Source organism: Paracoccus pacificus (genome assembly GCF_042680785.1).
GTDB lineage: Bacteria > Pseudomonadota > Alphaproteobacteria > Rhodobacterales > Rhodobacteraceae > Paracoccus > Paracoccus pacificus.
On sequence record NZ_JBHUEN010000032.1, the window covers coordinates 16372 to 32726 of the forward strand.

Sequence of the window (16355 nt, forward strand, 5' to 3'; positions counted from 1 at the left end):
CGCCTGTCAGCGCAGCGTGTGGTCCATCGAGATCGCCGGATCCCGACAACCGGCATCGCCCACGATCCTCGCCGGAACGCCCGCGACCGTCTTGCAGCTTGGCACATCCTCAAGAACGACCGAGCCTGCTGCGATCCGGCTGTTGTTGCCGACATGGATATTGCCTAGCACCTTTGCGCCGGCGCCGATCAAAACGCCGTTGCCGATTTTTGGGTGCCTGTCACCGTCTTCCTTACCGGTCCCGCCCAAGGTTACCGAATGCAGCATCGAGACATCGTCGCCGACAACTGCCGTTTCGCCAATTACGATGGAATGCGCATGGTCGATCATGATACCCCGACCAATGCGCGCCGCCGGGTGAATATCAACGCCAAAAACCTCAGAACAGCGCATCTGGACGAAGCGCGCCATGTTGTGACGTTCCACACGCCATAGCCAATGCGCAATCCGATAAGCTTGCAACGCCTGAAAGCCTTTGAAGAACAGCATCGGTTGCATCAGATAATGCGTGGCCGGATCGCGCTCATGCACCGCCCATAAATCGGCACGCGCCGCGTCGGTCAGGTCCGGATCAGCGGCATGGGCCTGATCGGCAAGTTCCCTCAAAATCTGCTCGCTCATTTCGTTGGAGGCGAGCTTCAGCGAAAAACGATAGGACAGCGCCGCCGCAAGCGTTGGATGGTGCAAAAGTCCCGCGTGAATCAGCGCGCCGAGCAGCGGTTCTTCCCGAACCGCATCCTGCGCTTCCGCCCGAATGCGTTCCCAAAGCAAATCCGGGCCCGTCTCCGCGCCGGCATTCACCGGCGATAGCTTCAGCGTGCTGTTCATCAGGATGCTCCCGGCTGGCTCGGCACATTCTGTTTACGCCGATCCGCCTATGATGAAAACCCGCCGCAAACGCAGATCAGCTTGGCAATGCAAGCTCAAGCCAGTGAATGGCCATCGCCACCTTCCCGGCGGCAAAGTCGCCGCCGGTTGCCGTCATGATCAATGGTGCGGCGTTCCAATACGTCATCGGTTGCGACAGCATGCCACGCGCCCACGACCCCGCCGCCAGACCAAGCCCCGATCCAAAGCGATTTACCCCGTCTGACGTACCCAATTGCCAGTTTGTCAGCGTGCCGGTAATGGCCACTTTGACCTTCGCTGTGGCGCCGATAACCATCGCACCCTGCGGAATGATCAGATCGGTCGTCACCTTGCCCCCGGCGGTGACGGTTACCAGCCCCTCCAATATGCCGACACGCATCCCGGCACCCAACGGGCCCGAGCTCAGCACCCCCGCGGACCAGCCGTTACCAAGGAATATGGCTTCCAGCCCTTCGTCCAGAATGGTCGCACGCATACCTTGGGAAGGAGCGGTAAATATCCATCCTCCATTCAAAGCAGTTGCGATCTTTCCAACCGCATTCATCCACGCATCGGTCGCCCCTGCGGGCACCGCCCAGCAGGCACCTTCCGGCGCGTTCTGCGGTGGAATGATGACACTCCGACTCTGCAGCGTCAGATTGGTCAGCGCGTCCAGCCGCTGCAACGCATCATTGACCGTAACATGCTTTTGAGCCTGCGCGGGCTGCAACAGCGGCAGGGCGTATCTTGCAGAAATTGTGTCAGTCATTGAAGATTCTCCGTGCAAAGGGACCTGGCCCGAATTCGTCAGACAATTGCGCCACTTCCAAAGTCACCGGCCCCGAAGAAACCTGCGCCCAATCCGACGCAGAGAGGGTCCATTCCGCAGATGGCAACTCGGCGTCGCGGATCAGCGTTGAGCCAGCGAGCAGCCGTGCGCGGTACCGTTCCCTGGCCTCGCCCAGTGGGACATCAGCGCCGTCCCAGCCGTCCCCATTGATGCGCGTCCTCCGGATCCAGGTAAACTTTACCGTGTTCGACAGCCTGAGCATGCCAAGATGGCAGGGCGACAGCGGACGCAAGCCGATCCCGAACAATGTTGTCGCCACCGAGCGATAACTGGGATCATCGGGCGAACGCAAAGCCGGCCCGATTCGCCAATACCTGACCTGTCCCCGCAGCGACGGGGGCAAATCAATCTGCTTAGGCGCGCCATCTATCAACACAACAAGGCTGCCCGCAGGCCAGATCGCCGGCATGATCGCATCCGTCCCGGCCTGACCACGCAGTCGTCGCCGTATTTCCCATTCGTTCTGGCCGACCAACTTCGCTTGCGAGAATTGAAACAATTCCCAGCCGTTGGGACTACCATTCCCGATCGCCATCACGTTGGCGCCGCCCAGAACGGCGGCGTCGCTCGCCGGGCGCAACTGACCACCTTTAAACTTTACCCGCAGCGCCGGCCCCATATCCCAGCATCCTGCGCGATTGCTGGGCAACGGCGTGATGGTGCGGCCGACTATCGCGCGGCGCGTGATAGTCTGGGTCAGCGCGTAGCCACCTTCTTCCTCGGCCGACGACAATACGGCGACCGAACCGGCCCATGGCGTCGACGTCACCGCCAGATGCGGCATATAAGGCAGTTCGTTCCCCCGCATGAGCGGCAGATCCAGAAATATCGGCATCGTCGGCACCGGCGCCGCATAGGCCCTCGGACGCCCGCCTTCCTGCAAGCTACCGTCCGAAGGCGTATAGACACTGCGCACGATCCGCGAGGCCTCGATCGTGATCGCACCGGCGCGTTCAACCCGATCAATGCGCCATTGCGCGGGTTTGGCCGCCCCGGCGATTTCGATCACATCCCCCGGCCCCAGCTCGCGCCACGACGGCGGCAATGCCAGCCGCAAGCGATCTTGCGCCGCCTCAGCCTCGACCAGCCAGCGTTCGGCGACGGCGTGACCCTCCGGTCGGGTCAGACAAAGCGAAAATTCGCTGTCCGACACTGCCGTATTATAATCGGCAGCCGTCGCCGCCTCGGCAGTCCGGATTTCATAATCGCTCCCGGCTTCGATGTGGCTCACGCGGACCTTACCGGACAGTTCGGCCTGGGGTGCCCGCGTTATTTCCACGTTTTCCAGATCATCCGCGATGGCAAGATCATCGGGGGTCAGCACGGCAGCCACGGGCCGATCTCGCATGACAAAACGCAACACCCCGGCATCTTCGACCGCATCGAATCCATATGCCAGCATCAGCGGCTGCAAAGCAGCGCGTCCGGTCTCGTCGCCTTCCAGCCGATATCCCCTGACAATACCGGAAAGGTTGGACGTATCGAATGATCTGACGCCGGTCTCGCGGCAGATTTGCGCGACAAGATCCTCCAATGGAACGGCACTGGCGCGACCATTCAGCCAATGGCCACGCTCCCACGCGGGTCCGTCGGACCATAGATCGGTGCGTTGAGGAAAAACCGGAAATGGCCGCGCGTCCCAGCACCAGACGTGCATGCGCGAGACATCCACCATCGAACCGCCATAGATCGTCGATGTCGGATTATTCGCCGCATCGCCCCAATAGCTGGCCATAGCACGCAAATAGGCGGCCTGGATCACATCGTCGCGGCGCCCATTCGAAAAATAGGGCAGCACCGATTCCGAACTCATTGCGTCCAGAAATTTGTTCGGCTGGTTGGTCGCCTTGTCCAGCGCGGCGCAGCCAAGCTCTGTAAACCATATCGGCTTCGAACGTGGCTTCCATGCCGTGGCTGAGGCAGAACGCACGCCCGACTGCGAGCGTTCGTGATGTGCCTGTCCCCACCAGTTTGCCAGATCCTTGCAGCGCCAAACCCACGGCTCGTTATATACGCCATCGGTAATAGGGGTACGGCTTTGGTTCTCACGGTCGAGATCGCTGGCGTAGAACCAGTCATACCCCTCTCCGCCCGTGACATTCGACTTGAGATAGGCGATGTTGTCGATCCGCTCCCACGCTGAATCCAGATGATCATATCCGTCGCGCCAGTCGGACAGCGGCATATAGTTATCAATACCGATAAAATCGATATTCTTATCCGCCCAGAGCGGATCCAGATGAAAACGCAACTCGCCGCCGCCGGGGTGATGGCCAAAATACTCGGACCAGTCGGCGGCATAGCTCAGTTTGACGTCCGGTCCCAGAATCGCACGTACGTCCGCCGCCAGCGCACGTAACGCCTGCACCGCAGGATAACCCCGGCCTGCCCCCCGCATCTGGGTCAAGCCAATCATTTCCGAACCGATCAGAAATGAATCCACGCCCCCCGCCGCGGCACAAAGCTGCGCATAGTGCAGAATGAACCGCCTGAATGACCATTCATCCGGCCCGTTATAGGAAATCGTATCGCCATCGACCGAAAAATCGCCGGCAGCGGCCGAGCCGAAAAACGCGGCGACCTCAAGGTCGACCGTCGCCGTGCAGTCCGTCGTCCCCTGACGACCCGCCGCAACTGCCGTCGTGATACGCCCCCGCCACGGCATGACCGGCTGATGGGCGGCCCCGCTCCAAGGATCGGTCTTACCGTTTCCGGAAAGTTGCTCCATCAGAATGAAAGGGTAAAAGACGGCTTTCCGCCCCGCAGCGTTGATTGACCGCAACGCCTGAATGACTGACCGGTCGGCGGGCGTTCCTCCGTAGATCGGTCGACCGTTAACCTTGGAAACCTCTTCGGCGCCGCTACGGTCGATCCCGCCCGATCGCCAGACCATGTTATCGCCTTCGCGCGATTTATCTTCGACCTTGGGCTTCAGTTTGCACGAGCCTGCCCGCAGGTCGTCGCCAAACCATGAAACCACCAGCGACACCGATTCAACCGAGGGCAACTCCCGGCACATCTGGCCCAGTGAGACCATGAAATCCGTTGCGCCCTGCGGCGTGCTGACGTTGCAAACGGCCGTTTCCCCGAGGTCCAGATCAAACCCGACCTGCTCGGTAGCCAGTGAATACTTGCCGGTCCCGGGTATCATCGCTACGGCGGTGACATCTTTCCATGGTCCCCGTCCGCCGCGTGCCGGGCGGATTACCTCAAAACTCAGTTGCGGAACCCGGTTCTGCCAGCGACCAAGGCCCAGATCTTCGATCACCACATAGGCAATGCCGCGATAGGCAGGCGCGTCATCGCCTTCATGCGCTGCGATACATGGGTCGGGCAGTTGATCCTCGCTGCCGTTATAAACCTTCATGTTCAGCTCTTGGGCCGAGATTTCCTCGCCATCCGCCCAGATGCGACCGACACCCAGAATTGCGCCAGTGCACAGCGCCAGCGCAAAGCTGCCGCGATAGCTGTATTCCTTGACACTCGGACCGGAACCCTTCCCTCCGCCATGGCTTTCCTGAACCTCGACCAAAGGCGCAGCCCAGATGACATGCCCCGGAACCCGGATCTGTCCCCAGACCTGCGCGATGGGCCGACCCTCGCCAGCAGACTGCAGCCGCAGCCGGTCGATGCGCCCGGTCTCAACCGCCCGCGAGCCGCCGCCAAGAAGCCGCCGATCAATCACCCGCCCCACGGTGGCGCCAACCGCACGACCGATGACGGCGCCGGAAAGCCCGAGAAGAGTTCCCCCAAACCCTCCGCCAACCGCTGCACCGGCCGCCGAAAGCAGAATAGTCGCCATGTCAGTTTCCTTCCAAAATTCGGGCCAAACGACGGGCTAAACACACGGAAAACGAAACCGCCCGACGATCCCGGCGATCCATGGTGCTGACAGGGGACTTTCAACCACGCCGTGCCGGTCATAGGCGTGCACGAAACTTGCATTCGGGACGGCCACGATACCCAGATGCTTGGCAATTGCCCCGCTTCGCATGCGAAACAGCAGCACTTCCCCCGGTTGCATCGGGACTTCCCGCGGCAACTCTCTTAGGTGCCGAAGCGCCCCGGCAAGCAGCAATTCGTGCCCCGAGATCTCGCCCCAATCAGGTGTGTAGGGCGGTGGCGTTTCGGGCTCGTCACCGAACAGTTCACGCCAGATGCCCCGAATCAGACCCAAACAATCGGCGCCGCTTCCACGGACCGAGGCCTGATGCACATAGGGTGTTCCGATCCAGCTCCGGGCCAGCGCGACGACCCGGGCGCTCATCGTTCAACCCTCGGCGCGACCAACCATTCCTCCGAGGGTAAATGCGGAAAGCCGCGAAAGTTCAGGTAGTTATCGAACTTGAGCCGACAGGTCGGTCCACGTTTATCACAACCCGCGATAAGCCGGACCGCATCACCTGTCTCCGGCATGGCGCCAAGCGGCAACCAAAGTTCGATCCTGCGCGCGCCCGAGGCGTCCAGCCGATCATTCTTTATCGTTCCGCTCAGCCCCTTCGCCGTGCCGCCTTCGACGCGAAGCACTCCGCGCTCAAACCAACGGTCGTCGAACGTATTCAGTGCCTTCCACGTGAAAACCCGACCTTCCTCGGCGATTTCCACTTTGGCATTCAGCCCAAAGCGGGGATCGTCCAGATCAATCCGGCATTGGGCATCCCCAAGCTGTGCGGAGCAGCGCGGATGATAAACCCGGCCCTGCGCCTTACCCAACGGCTCGGACAATCCCCGCAGATCGGCCTTGAACTGCGACCCTACGCGAGTGATCTCACCAAGCGAGCCCCGGAAGATAAGCCGCGCGCCTGCGCTCGGCTGTTGCCAGTTCAACTCCCACAGCATGACCTCGGCGCCATCCCATCGGCCTGCGATCAGATCGGGCTCGCTGATCGCGTCATGACTAAGAATACCCGCAGCCTCGGAGTTATCGACAGAAAGCCCCGCCCCTTGCACGATGGCGCGCGCGGACATTCCGCTGTCGGGCCTGAAGTCGATGCCATTGAAATGAAGCGGTTGATCGTGATCGGTCAGTCCGACGACCATGCCGTCAGCCCGGGTGACTGACCAGGCCCGCGCGATGGTTGTCGAGGTCATATCCGCACCTCGACGACCGGCACTTGCGGCAGATCACCCGCCTGAAAATTCGCCACGGACACGGCGATCCGGTCGGTGTCGAAACGCGCGGGCACGTCGAATTCGAAACCCGCCGTCACCGCTGCCCCCTGTCCGGGCGCATTCGAGAACGTGACGATGCCAGTCCGAAGATCGACCTCGTAATGCACGCCCTCCTGCATTGCGTCGCCGCCAATCCCGATCCGGACGCTTCCCCCGACCGGCTTCATGATTGGGCGTATATATTTCGCCGGCCCGGACTGATATGCTTTCACAAGCTGGAAATGCGTCGTTTCACCATCGCCCTCGCCCAGCACCTGATCTTCGAAGCCGGGGGCGCCGCTTGGCGCGCAGCTTTTATAGTCCGACCAGTCTTTCCACCGAAACCCGTGCAATTGCCCGGCGCGTGCCTCGAAAAAATCGATAAGCGCCGCGACATCATCAAGCGAACGCAACCCCATGCCCGCATCATAGCGTCGCCGCGAATGTGCCCAGGGCGTATTGCGCTCCTCATATCCGTTGGTCAGCGATACGATTTCGGTACGCCGCTCCGGTCCGCCAACCGACCCAAAGCTCAGGTTGGCGGGAAATCTGATCTCGTGAAACGCCATGTCTTTTCCTTAGTTGTTGCGGTCGCCGCGCGACAGCGCGCGCGCCATCTGTGCGGCGATCTGACCTTGGCTGCGCTGGAACCCCGCCACATCGGGCGAGGTCACATTGACGGTGATGTTGACCGGGCGCCCACCGCCCGCGGCGGCAACACCCAAACGCCCATCGGCCCCGCGGCGCAGGGGCATGATCGCCTCGGGGCCGGCCTCACCCATCAACCCGGTGCCGCTGCGCATCGGGAAGGTGACAGGCTGACTTACCACGCCACCTTTCGCGAAGGCCGTAACCCTGCCACCCTGAAACACCCCGCCCTGCGCGAAAGGCATCGCCCCCGAAAGCGCGCCGTTGACGCCGTTGGCTAGCGCGCCGGCCACCGCCTGCTGGATGGGCCGCAACGCGATGGCAAAAACGGTATCGGCCATGCTTTTCGCAATGCCTTTCAGCGCGTCGGACAGCTTCAGCCCGTCAAAAACCACGCCCTCAAAGGCGCGACGCAGCCCGCCGCCGATCCCGTTCGACAGTGTCGAAACTTCGCGCCCGGCCAGAACCATCGACTGCCGCAACCGCGAAAGCTCATCCTCAAACGCCGCGGTGACCTGACTGTTGCGACCGGCGTCGCTGGCGCCTGTTTCAAATCCGTTCTTGTCCATCCGGTGATCCCGCTTTCATCTCGTCGACATTTGCTGTTTCGTCACTTGCAGGGCCGCGCGCCGGCCGGTCGGGGAACCGCGCCGCCATTTCGGCCAGCCGGTCACGGGTCATCGCGCCTTGCCCCGGCTCTATCCCCAGCATCAGCGCCAACTCGCCCGGCGTTAGTGACCAGAAGTCCCGGGGATGCAGGCTCAGCCCCCGCATCCCCGCCCGCATCAGGCCCGGCCAGTCCATCACGCGGCCGAAGTCGGATTAGGCACGTGAAAGGCGCGGGCAAGCAATTCTGCCGCCACACGCGCCGCCTCAACCGGACCGCCACGGATCTCCGAGGTCAGCATGTCGGCCTCGTCCCCTTCCCAGCCGCCACCGCGCAAGCCCGCGATCACGACCGACAGAACGTCTCGCGTCGAGAAATCGCCGCTCTCGAACCGCTCGACCAGACCGATCATGGAATTGGCCCCAAGCCGGGCCTCCAATTCGGCCAACACACCCAAAGTCAGCTTGGCGCGCCAGCGGGTGTCATCGACCCAGATCGCGACTTCACCTGTCCACGGATTGGCCATTACAGCGCCACAAAGATCAGCGCGCCGGCCGAGGCGAGCGTAAGTTCATAGGTCGCCTCGCCGTTATGGCTGCCGGCATATTCCAGATTGGTCAGCTGAAAGGGGCCCTCGACGATGCCGAAATCCGGGATGATCACCTGGCACTGCGGCACTTCGCCGTCGAAAAACACCTGCCGCGCCCGGCCATCGGTATCAGCATCGCGGAACACGCCCGAGCCCGAGATCGAGGCACTGCGCACGCCCGCGCCGCCCAGCAACTCGCGCCAGCCGCCCTGACTTTCAAGGCTGGTCACGTCCACCGTCTCGGCGTTGAAGGCGATGCGCGTCGCCCGCAGACCGGCGATCGTCTCAAACTGGCCGTCGCCGGTCATGTCCATCTTGATAAGCAGGTCCCGGCCATTCTGAATCGTCATCTTTCTTTCTCCTGTTGATCAGCCAAGGTCGACAAGCGCGCGAAAGGTCAGATCGACGCGCCGCCCCGCACCGCCTTCGGCGCGCCGCGCCTTGGCGCGTAAAAACCACAAACCCGCCAAGATACCCTTCGCCAAAGGCATCGGCAGCGGCGCTTCTTCCAGCGCCTCGGTCACCGCCACCGCGGCCTCTTTCACGGCTTGAAAACCTTCACCCGCGTCGGCGCCGGACAACACGGAAACCACGAAATCATGCTGCGCCCCGCGCCCCGTCTGGTCCGAGGCATCGCGCGCCTCTTCCGGGCCAAGCGCCACATAGGTGCCGGTCGGCGGCTCGACCGGCATGGCGTCGAATACCGCGTCGCCAATCAGGTCGGCCAAGGCCTCATGATCCCGCAGACGCGCGTAAACCGCCGTTTGCAAGGCTGCCGCCGCGCGATAGCTCATGTCGCGGTCTCCTCTTTGGAAAAACAGGTCAGGTAAAATCCCGAAGGATCGGTTTCGGCGACTGCGGCGATGCGAAACACCCGATCCCCAAGGCGAAAACGTTGCTCGGGACACGGGCGGCGCGGATCTCCGGGCGGTGCGGCGCGGGTGATAATGCGCCATGCGACCACGCCGCGCGCACCGGCTTCGGCTTCCTGCTGGTTGCCGGTTCCGGCCTTCATTTCTGCCCAGACCGTGCCTAAGGTGCGCCAGTCGCGTCGAAACCCTCCCATGCCATCGGCGACCCGGGTCGGGTTTTCCAGAAGCAGCGGCGTCGACAATCGCGGCGCGTTCATGTCCGGCCACCCCGACCGGCCAGGGTCCGCACCGCGCGCCATTTCTCGATCAGCGTGCTGACCCCGAACGGCAGGCCCGCACGGCTGCCTGCATCGGCCTGACCACGATCCTCGTAAAAGCGCGCCGCAAGCATGACCGCCGCCTGCGCCAGATCGGGGGGCACCCCGGCCCAAGTCTGGCCAAAGCCGGCCCGGAACGTGATGACGACAAAGCCCAGCCGCGGCACAGAGGGAAGGATCGTCCCGCTCGGGATCAGCCACGGTCGCTGACTGTCGGGACGCAAGGCGTATTGATCTGCGGCGATCAGCCTGCGGTTTCCGGCACCGTCGTCGATCTCCAGCGCCTCGATGGCGGTGACCGGGGACAGCGGCAGCGGCTGACCCAACCGGTCGCGCCAGTCGTCCAGCTCCCAACGGAACCTGCGCGACAGAAGAACCTTGCCCGTCCGCGCCTCGATCGTGCTGATCGCGGCCCGCAGATATCCGACCAGCGCCGCCGTTTCGGCCGGATTTTCGGCCAGATCGAACCCCGACCCCAGCCGCAAATGTGCCCGCAGCTCTGCAATCGGCAGCGCCGATGCCTCAGGCGCCGTTTCTTCGACAATCCTCATGTTACTCTCCGTACGGGTCCGACAAGGCGGTGATGCGAAAATGGGGGCCGCTTCCGCCCGCCTGCCAAGCGCGCGCGGACAGTTGCGAAACTGGATGGCAAACGCCGTGCGCGGCCCCCGATCCCGGCGGGACTCAGGTCGCCGAGAATTTCAGCAGGCGGATGGCCCGTGCATCGGTCACACCGCCGCCCACACGCTTGCTGGCATAGAACAGCACATGCGGTTTGGCCGAGAAGGGATCACGCAGAATACGCAGGTCGGGACGCTCGACGATCGTGTAACCCGAGGTGAAGTCGCCAAAGGCGATCGAATAGGAACCCGCGGCGATATCAGGCATGTCCTCGGCGATCAGCACCGGATAGCCCATCAGGCGCGACGGCTCACCTTTCTGCATGCTGTCGGTCCACAGGAAACGGCCATCCGCGTCCTTCATCTTGCGCACCGCGCCCGCGGTTTTCGAGTTCATGACGAAGCTGGCGACCTGACGGTAATTCGCGGCCAGCGAATAGACCAGATCGACCAGCGCGTCCGCCGGGGCGCCGGCCTTGAAATCGCCGTCGGTGCCGGTCGGGATATAGCCGATCTTGGTGGTCCCGGCCGTGGCCACGGTGCCGATGGGATGCTTCAGGAAACCGCGCGGCTTGTCGACACCGTCGCCCTGAACAAAGGCATTCGCCTCGGCGCGGGCGAAACGGTCGGCGATCTTCGCGGCAAGCCATTCTTCGACGTCGAACGCCGCATCATCCAGCAGCCGCTGGCTGGCCTTGGGCATGGCGGACAGCTCGTACAGGTCGATCGTCACCTTGTCGACACGCGGCGTCGCCGCATCGGCCGGCGCCGTGCTTTCCCCGGCCCAGGCCGAACCGATCTCGCCCGTTTCAACCAGCAGCTCCAGCCGCGAGGCTTCGATCGCAACGACATTGGCCACCTGGCGCAGCGAGGCGCCAATGGCCAGCGCGCCCTGAATGCGGTCGGTCAGTTGCGGGTTCAGCAGGAAACCACCGTCCGACGCGACGGTCATGCCCTTGATCTCGGTGCCCAGCCCGCGCAGCCCGTTGTCATCGCCCGAGCGGATATAGGCCCCGATGGCCTTCTGATGCGGCGCCTCGACGGCGGCATCGGTCGAAAGGGGTGCGCGACCCCGAAGTGCGGTTTTGCGGTCCAGCATGGTCATGCGTTCTTCCTGCGATTGAAGTTGTTTCTGAATATTCGCGCGAAAATCCTTGAGTTCATTTACAAAACCAAGAATCGCGCCCTTTACGTCCTGTGGCTGACCGCCACCGGCCGGCGTTGCGTCGTCCATCACTTTCTCCTTTCAAAGAAAAGCGGCGCCGATCATCGCTGATCGGCGCCGGCTACACTCGGCTTCGCCCCGACGATCAGTTCGCCCGCAGCGCTCTGGTGGCAGCGGCGAAAACCGCCGCAAGCTCATGGTCATCGGCGGATTTTGCGCCGACCTTCGCGTCGGGCAGCATCGGAAAGGTCACCAGCGACACCTCCCACAGCTCGACTTCGGTCAGCAGCCGCCGGCCCTTGGCGTCACGCTCGGCCGAAACGGTGCGATAACCGATCGAAAGCCCGTCGATGGCGCCCGCCGCGATCAGCGCCGCGGCTTCGCGCGCTTGGGCCACATCGGGCAGCAGACGCCCCTTGACCCACAGTCCCCGGTCATCCTCGCGGATCTCGTCCCAGATGCCGATCGGCCGCGCGGGGTCGTGCTGCCACAGCATCCTGACCTTGCCACCTTTCTCGGCCAGTCGTTTCAGGCTGGCCCCGTAGGCGCCCGGCATCACCACATCGCCACCCTGATCGGTGATCCCGAAGACCGAGGCATAGCCCGCGACCTCGGTCTGGTCCGACAGGGTCACCGGTGCCCCTCCGGCGTATTTCAGTTCCAGTCCATAGCCGTTACTGCTCACTCTCAGCCCCCTTTCGGTGCATATTGGATAATCGACTGAACGGCCTGGGTCAGAATGACCGCCACCACCCCGTAGACCGTCATCCACAGCCGTTTCTCCAGCCCGATGACCGCCGCCTCGATCCGCTCCAGCCGGCGGTCCACCTGCCCGAATTGAAGCGACATGATGCGTTCCTGGGTTTCAAAGCGGTGATCGTTGACCTCGAACGGCTCCTTCAGATAGCGCGATCCGCCATCCATGGCCTCAACCCTCGGCCAGCGGCGGCAGGCCCAGCATGGCCCGCTTTTCCGCGTCGGTCAGAAAGGCCGCCTCGCTGACCCGGCGCCAATGCTGGTCGCGTTCCTCGGCCAGCGCCGGGATCTGATCCAGATCGGGTTTCAGGTCGATCTCCGCGCCCAGATGTTCGGACAGCCACCACGCGACCGCCGCCGACACGCGGCTGACCAGCGGCAGGACGGTCAGCCGGTAAAACGCCCGGTGTGCTTCCTGGTAATTGGCATAGGTCGCGTCGCCCGGAATACCCATCAGCATGGGCGGCACGCCAAAGGCGATGCTGATCTCGCGCGCGGCAGCCTGCTTGGTCTCGCGGAACTCCATATCGGCCGGCGAAAACCCCATCGGTTTCCAGTCGAGCCCGCCCTCAAGCAGCATCGGACGCCCGGCGTTGCGGGCGCCCTGATGATGGGTCTCCATCTCATCGACCAGACGTTCGTATTGCTCGGGCGACAGTAGGCCCTGCCCGTCCGCGCCCTTATAGACGATGGCGCCGCTGGGCCGGGCGGCGTTGTCCAACAGCCCCTTCGACCACTGGCTGGCCGCGTTATGCACATCGACCGCCACACCGGCCGCCTGAAGCGGCGACAGCCCGTAATGGTCGTCCATCGGATGAAAGCTGCGGATGTGACAGATCGGGTCCGGGCTGCCGGTCATGTCGAACCGGTGCTTGCGGCCGCCGACGCTGTATTCATAGGCGACCGGCCAGCCGTCATCCCCCGGCACGATCACCATACGGTCCGAGCGCAGCACGTGCAACTCACCCGGAAGCCCCTTCTGACCCTGCCCCACGGCCTCAAGATAGCCGTCGCCGGTCAGTAGGATCTGGCCATAAAGGGCCTCGAACAACTCGGCCTTGCCGACCATCACGTTCGGACGCCGCAGCAGCTCGATCACCGGATGGGTGTCAAAGCGCCGCGCGTGATCCTGACAGATGACCGGCACCGCCGCCGCCGCTTCGGCGATCAGCCGGACGGCGCGGAACCCGACCGGGTTGGCGATGAAACCGGCCCGTGTCAGGCTCGATACGTCGCGCGGCGACCACACCGCCCGGCCACTGCCATAGGCCAGCGCCGCCACGCGTCCGGCGGCGCTGGCCTTTTGTTCCGCGGGGGCCGGCACGGTTTGGCCCCGGCGCCCGAAAATCCTCAAACCCATCCGGCAACTCCTTGATGCAAGTAAAGAAAAGGGCCGGAGCGTTGTTTCGCCCGGCCCCGTTCTTGTTTTCGTTCAGTCCAGTCCGCTAAAGGCTGCGGACCTGCGGTCGGCGCCAGCCCGCGCCGGGCTCGATCATCAACTCATGTATCGCCCAGACCAGCGCGTCCAGCCGGTCGGGGCTGCCCTGCCCCTCATAACCCCGCACGGTCATGCGGCACATCTGGTCCTCCAGCCGGCCCAGCCCGCGCAGATGCCGGACCCGGCCCTGTTCATACAGCGCCGCGACCGGCTCGGCCCGCAGCCCCTTGCCGCGCCCGGCCCGCAATGCGCGGAACGGAACGATCGGATCGACCTGCCGGATCACGCTTTCGACCAGATCGCCGCCCTGGTTGACCTCGGCCACCAGACGTTCGGCGCCATGTCTTTCCATCGCGGCGATCGCGGCCCGCGCCCACTCGACGGGTGAGCCCTTGATGCTGGCATCCTCCAGCACATAAGCCCGCCAGTCCGAGGGCGGCCCCTCGCTGACCACGCCGGCGACGACGATGCCGCATTCGTCCGACGCCCGGCCGGACGATACCGCGGGGTCGACCGCCACGACCACGCGCGACAGTTCGGGCGGATGCTCGACCCGCGCGCCCTCCAGCATCGCCGTGCTCCAAAGCGCGCCCTCGACATCGTCCAGAAGCACGCCCTCAAGCTCCTGCCGGCCCAGCTGCGTACCTGCGTAACGGGTCTGGACTTCGGTCAGGAAACTTTCTGCAAGATATGCCCGGTTGGCGTCGGTCGGGGCGTGGGTGGTCACCGTCGACGGGTTGCCAAGCACCGCCTTCAGCACCGCCACATTGCGCGGCGTGGTGGTGACCACCTGCTGCGGGTTCCGGCCCAGCCGCAGCGCGAACTGCAGCATGTCCCAGGTTTCTTCGGCCTTTTTCCACTTGGCCAACTCGTCGACCCAGGCCGCGTCGAATTGCGGCCCGCGCAGCGCCTCGGGATCATTGGCCGAGAACACCTGCGCCGTCGCCCCGTTCGGCCAGACCAGCCGCCGCCGCGTCGCTTCCCAGACGGGGCGGCGATCGGGGGGCGAACAGGCTAGAATGCCGCTGTCGCCAAAGATCATGACCTCGCGGGCCTGATCATAGGTTTCCGCGACCAGCGCCAACCGGCTCGCCCGACCCGGTGCGGGTGCGGTCGCCCCCTCAACCATCGACCGCACCCATTCGGACCCGGCGCGCGTTTTGCCCGCGCCGCGTCCACCCATGATGACCCATGTCTTCCAGTCGCCGTCCGGCGGCAACTGATGCGGCAGGGCCCAGAACTCGAACAACCACGGTAAACTGACCAAAGCGTTGTCGGACAGCCCGCCCAGAAAGGCGTCAAGCTGTTCCGGCTCGGCGGAGGCAAGCCAGGCGGCGCCCGATCTCGTCTCGTGCCGCGTCAAGGTCGAGTGCGCCTGCACCGATTTCTCCGGCGACATTCTTGCGAAGTTTGTCAACCTTGTTCCTTTCCTCAAGCACAAGCTGGGTCGCGGCCCGAAGGTCGCGGACCAGCTGTCTTGATTCTTTCAACTCGTCGGTTTCTCCGGCCTGAATCCGCAGCCGCAGGCGTTCCAGATCCTCGGCGTAGGATTTCAGCAATCCGCCGGCGATATCCAGAATATCGCCGGAAGTCTGTCCCTCGGTCGCGCCATGCGGACCGGCCTGGGTCAAATCCCCCAGGGTCACGTTTATGCTCATATGTCGGTAAACCTGTCTCGTGTGCCTGTCCGCACGAGCCAGAAACGGAAAAAGCGGCAGGGTGCTACCCGACCGCCTCGCCCACTTCTCCCAGCATGGGTGTTTTCTACCTTAGGGCGTTCGGTGAGTCAATCGTGAAACCCCAGGTTGCCACCCATACCGAAAATTAACCCTGCTTATTCAGAGCCTTACGAAATGCAACAGGGGCAGCGCGCATAACGCAACACTGCCCCGGATCGGTGATTAAGCTCAACCTTAACGGGTGTGAGAGCCCCGATTCTGTCGCCGTCAGGCTTTTTTCGAGTCGGCCTTTGCCCGCGCCTCGGCGGCCGCGGCAACGGCCTTGCTGGCCTCTTCCTGCGCCTGCTGGGCATAGGCCACCATATTGGCGGCATAGGCTTCGGACCAGTCGGCCACGTCTTCTTCGTGCATGTCCTTGGCGGCGACGCGCATTTCTTCGGCCTTGGCCTTGATGCGGTCAACGTCCTTGTCCCAGTCGGCCTTGGACTTTGCCCACTGCGCCTTCACCTGCTCGCTGGCATCGTCGAAATAGCCTTTGATCTGCTGATCCAGATCCTTCTGCCGCTGCTCGGCCGATTCGCGCCATTGCTTGGCGCTGGCCATCAACTCATCGCTGCGGTCGCTCAGATCTTCCTGCCATTGCGCGACCTTCTTTTCAAAGCTCTGCGCGTTGCGGGCCAGGCTTGCGAACATATCGGACAACTTCATCGACATTCCCCCAGTAAAGACACCAACTTCAAAGACACCAGCTTCCGGTCGGCGGCTGACGTTGATTAACATTCGATCACCGGAATGGGTTCCAGTAAACCCAATG

General features: G+C 63.4%; 20 protein-coding genes. All 20 read right to left on the minus strand.

The window, feature by feature from the left end; translation table 11 throughout:
* Positions 1-6 precede the first annotated feature (6 nt).
* The 20 genes from cysE to ACFSCT_RS11685 all read right to left on the minus strand — a co-directional run bounded on the left by cysE (position 7) and on the right by ACFSCT_RS11685 (position 16321).
* Positions 7-828, minus strand: a complete 822-nt coding sequence (gene cysE / locus ACFSCT_RS11590; RefSeq protein WP_379142922.1) for a serine O-acetyltransferase — start codon at positions 826-828, stop codon at positions 7-9.
* A gap of 76 nt (positions 829-904) precedes the next feature.
* Positions 905-1618 (minus strand): DUF2793 domain-containing protein, encoded by a 714-nt coding sequence (locus tag ACFSCT_RS11595; protein WP_379142924.1) that lies wholly within the window; start codon positions 1616-1618, stop codon positions 905-907.
* Positions 1611-5501, minus strand: a complete 3891-nt coding sequence (locus ACFSCT_RS11600; protein ID WP_379142926.1) for a baseplate multidomain protein megatron — start codon at positions 5499-5501, stop codon at positions 1611-1613. The genes ACFSCT_RS11595 and ACFSCT_RS11600 overlap by 8 nt, the downstream gene beginning before the upstream one ends.
* Positions 5502-5537: 36 nt before the next feature.
* Positions 5538-5966 (minus strand): C40 family peptidase, encoded by a 429-nt coding sequence (locus tag ACFSCT_RS11605; protein ID WP_379142927.1) that lies wholly within the window; start codon positions 5964-5966, stop codon positions 5538-5540.
* Positions 5963-6790: a DUF2163 domain-containing protein gene (locus ACFSCT_RS11610; RefSeq protein ID WP_379142929.1), complete on the minus strand. Its 828-nt coding sequence runs from the start codon at positions 6788-6790 to the stop codon at positions 5963-5965. The genes ACFSCT_RS11605 and ACFSCT_RS11610 overlap by 4 nt, the downstream gene beginning before the upstream one ends.
* Positions 6787-7419: a phage distal tail protein, Rcc01695 family gene (locus tag ACFSCT_RS11615; RefSeq protein WP_379142930.1), complete on the minus strand. Its 633-nt coding sequence runs from the start codon at positions 7417-7419 to the stop codon at positions 6787-6789. The genes ACFSCT_RS11610 and ACFSCT_RS11615 overlap by 4 nt, the downstream gene beginning before the upstream one ends.
* Positions 7420-7428: 9 nt before the next feature.
* Positions 7429-8067, minus strand: coding sequence for a phage tail tape measure protein (locus tag ACFSCT_RS11620; protein ID WP_379142932.1), 639 nt, complete (start codon positions 8065-8067; stop codon positions 7429-7431).
* Positions 8048-8302, minus strand: a complete 255-nt coding sequence (locus ACFSCT_RS11625) for a phage tail assembly chaperone (RefSeq protein WP_379142934.1) — start codon at positions 8300-8302, stop codon at positions 8048-8050. Before ACFSCT_RS11625 ends, ACFSCT_RS11620 begins: the two co-directional genes overlap by 20 nt.
* Positions 8302-8631 carry a gene transfer agent family protein gene (locus ACFSCT_RS11630; RefSeq protein ID WP_379142936.1) on the minus strand — a complete coding sequence of 110 codons (330 nt, stop codon included), beginning with the start codon at positions 8629-8631 and terminating at the stop codon, positions 8302-8304. The genes ACFSCT_RS11625 and ACFSCT_RS11630 overlap by 1 nt, the downstream gene beginning before the upstream one ends.
* Positions 8631-9044, minus strand: coding sequence for a phage major tail protein, TP901-1 family (locus tag ACFSCT_RS11635; protein WP_379142937.1), 414 nt, complete (start codon positions 9042-9044; stop codon positions 8631-8633). Before ACFSCT_RS11635 ends, ACFSCT_RS11630 begins: the two co-directional genes overlap by 1 nt.
* Positions 9045-9062: 18 nt before the next feature.
* Complete coding sequence (locus tag ACFSCT_RS11640; protein ID WP_379142938.1) at positions 9063-9488, minus strand: DUF3168 domain-containing protein; 426 nt, start codon at positions 9486-9488, stop codon at positions 9063-9065.
* Positions 9485-9823, minus strand: coding sequence for a head-tail adaptor protein (locus tag ACFSCT_RS11645; protein ID WP_379142940.1), 339 nt, complete (start codon positions 9821-9823; stop codon positions 9485-9487). Before ACFSCT_RS11645 ends, ACFSCT_RS11640 begins: the two co-directional genes overlap by 4 nt.
* A complete protein-coding gene (locus ACFSCT_RS11650; RefSeq protein WP_379142942.1) occupies positions 9820-10434 on the minus strand; it encodes a head-tail connector protein in 615 nt (204 codons plus the stop codon). Before ACFSCT_RS11650 ends, ACFSCT_RS11645 begins: the two co-directional genes overlap by 4 nt.
* 133 nt (positions 10435-10567) lie before the next feature.
* Positions 10568-11737: a phage major capsid protein gene (locus tag ACFSCT_RS11655; protein ID WP_379142944.1), complete on the minus strand. Its 1170-nt coding sequence runs from the start codon at positions 11735-11737 to the stop codon at positions 10568-10570.
* Positions 11738-11813: 76 nt separating this feature from the next.
* Positions 11814-12353 (minus strand): HK97 family phage prohead protease, encoded by a 540-nt coding sequence (locus ACFSCT_RS11660; RefSeq protein ID WP_379142946.1) that lies wholly within the window; start codon positions 12351-12353, stop codon positions 11814-11816.
* 2 nt (positions 12354-12355) lie between these two features.
* Positions 12356-12592: a GTA head formation protein, RCAP_rcc01685 family gene (locus ACFSCT_RS11665; RefSeq protein WP_379142948.1), complete on the minus strand. Its 237-nt coding sequence runs from the start codon at positions 12590-12592 to the stop codon at positions 12356-12358.
* A gap of 4 nt (positions 12593-12596) precedes the next feature.
* The gene (locus ACFSCT_RS11670; RefSeq protein ID WP_379142950.1) at positions 12597-13784 is read right to left on the minus strand and encodes a phage portal protein; all 1188 of its coding nucleotides are present in this window, start codon (positions 13782-13784) and stop codon (positions 12597-12599) included.
* Positions 13785-13869: 85 nt separating this feature from the next.
* Entirely contained in the window at positions 13870-15261 is a 1392-nt protein-coding gene (locus ACFSCT_RS11675; protein WP_379143009.1) for a DNA-packaging protein, read from the minus strand.
* Entirely contained in the window at positions 15161-15520 is a 360-nt protein-coding gene (locus tag ACFSCT_RS11680; protein ID WP_379142952.1) for a permease, read from the minus strand. The genes ACFSCT_RS11675 and ACFSCT_RS11680 overlap by 101 nt, the downstream gene beginning before the upstream one ends.
* Before the next feature lie 288 nt (positions 15521-15808).
* The gene (locus ACFSCT_RS11685; protein ID WP_379142954.1) at positions 15809-16321 is read right to left on the minus strand and encodes a hypothetical protein; all 513 of its coding nucleotides are present in this window, start codon (positions 16319-16321) and stop codon (positions 15809-15811) included.
* Between the last annotated feature and the right edge of the window lie 34 nt (positions 16322-16355).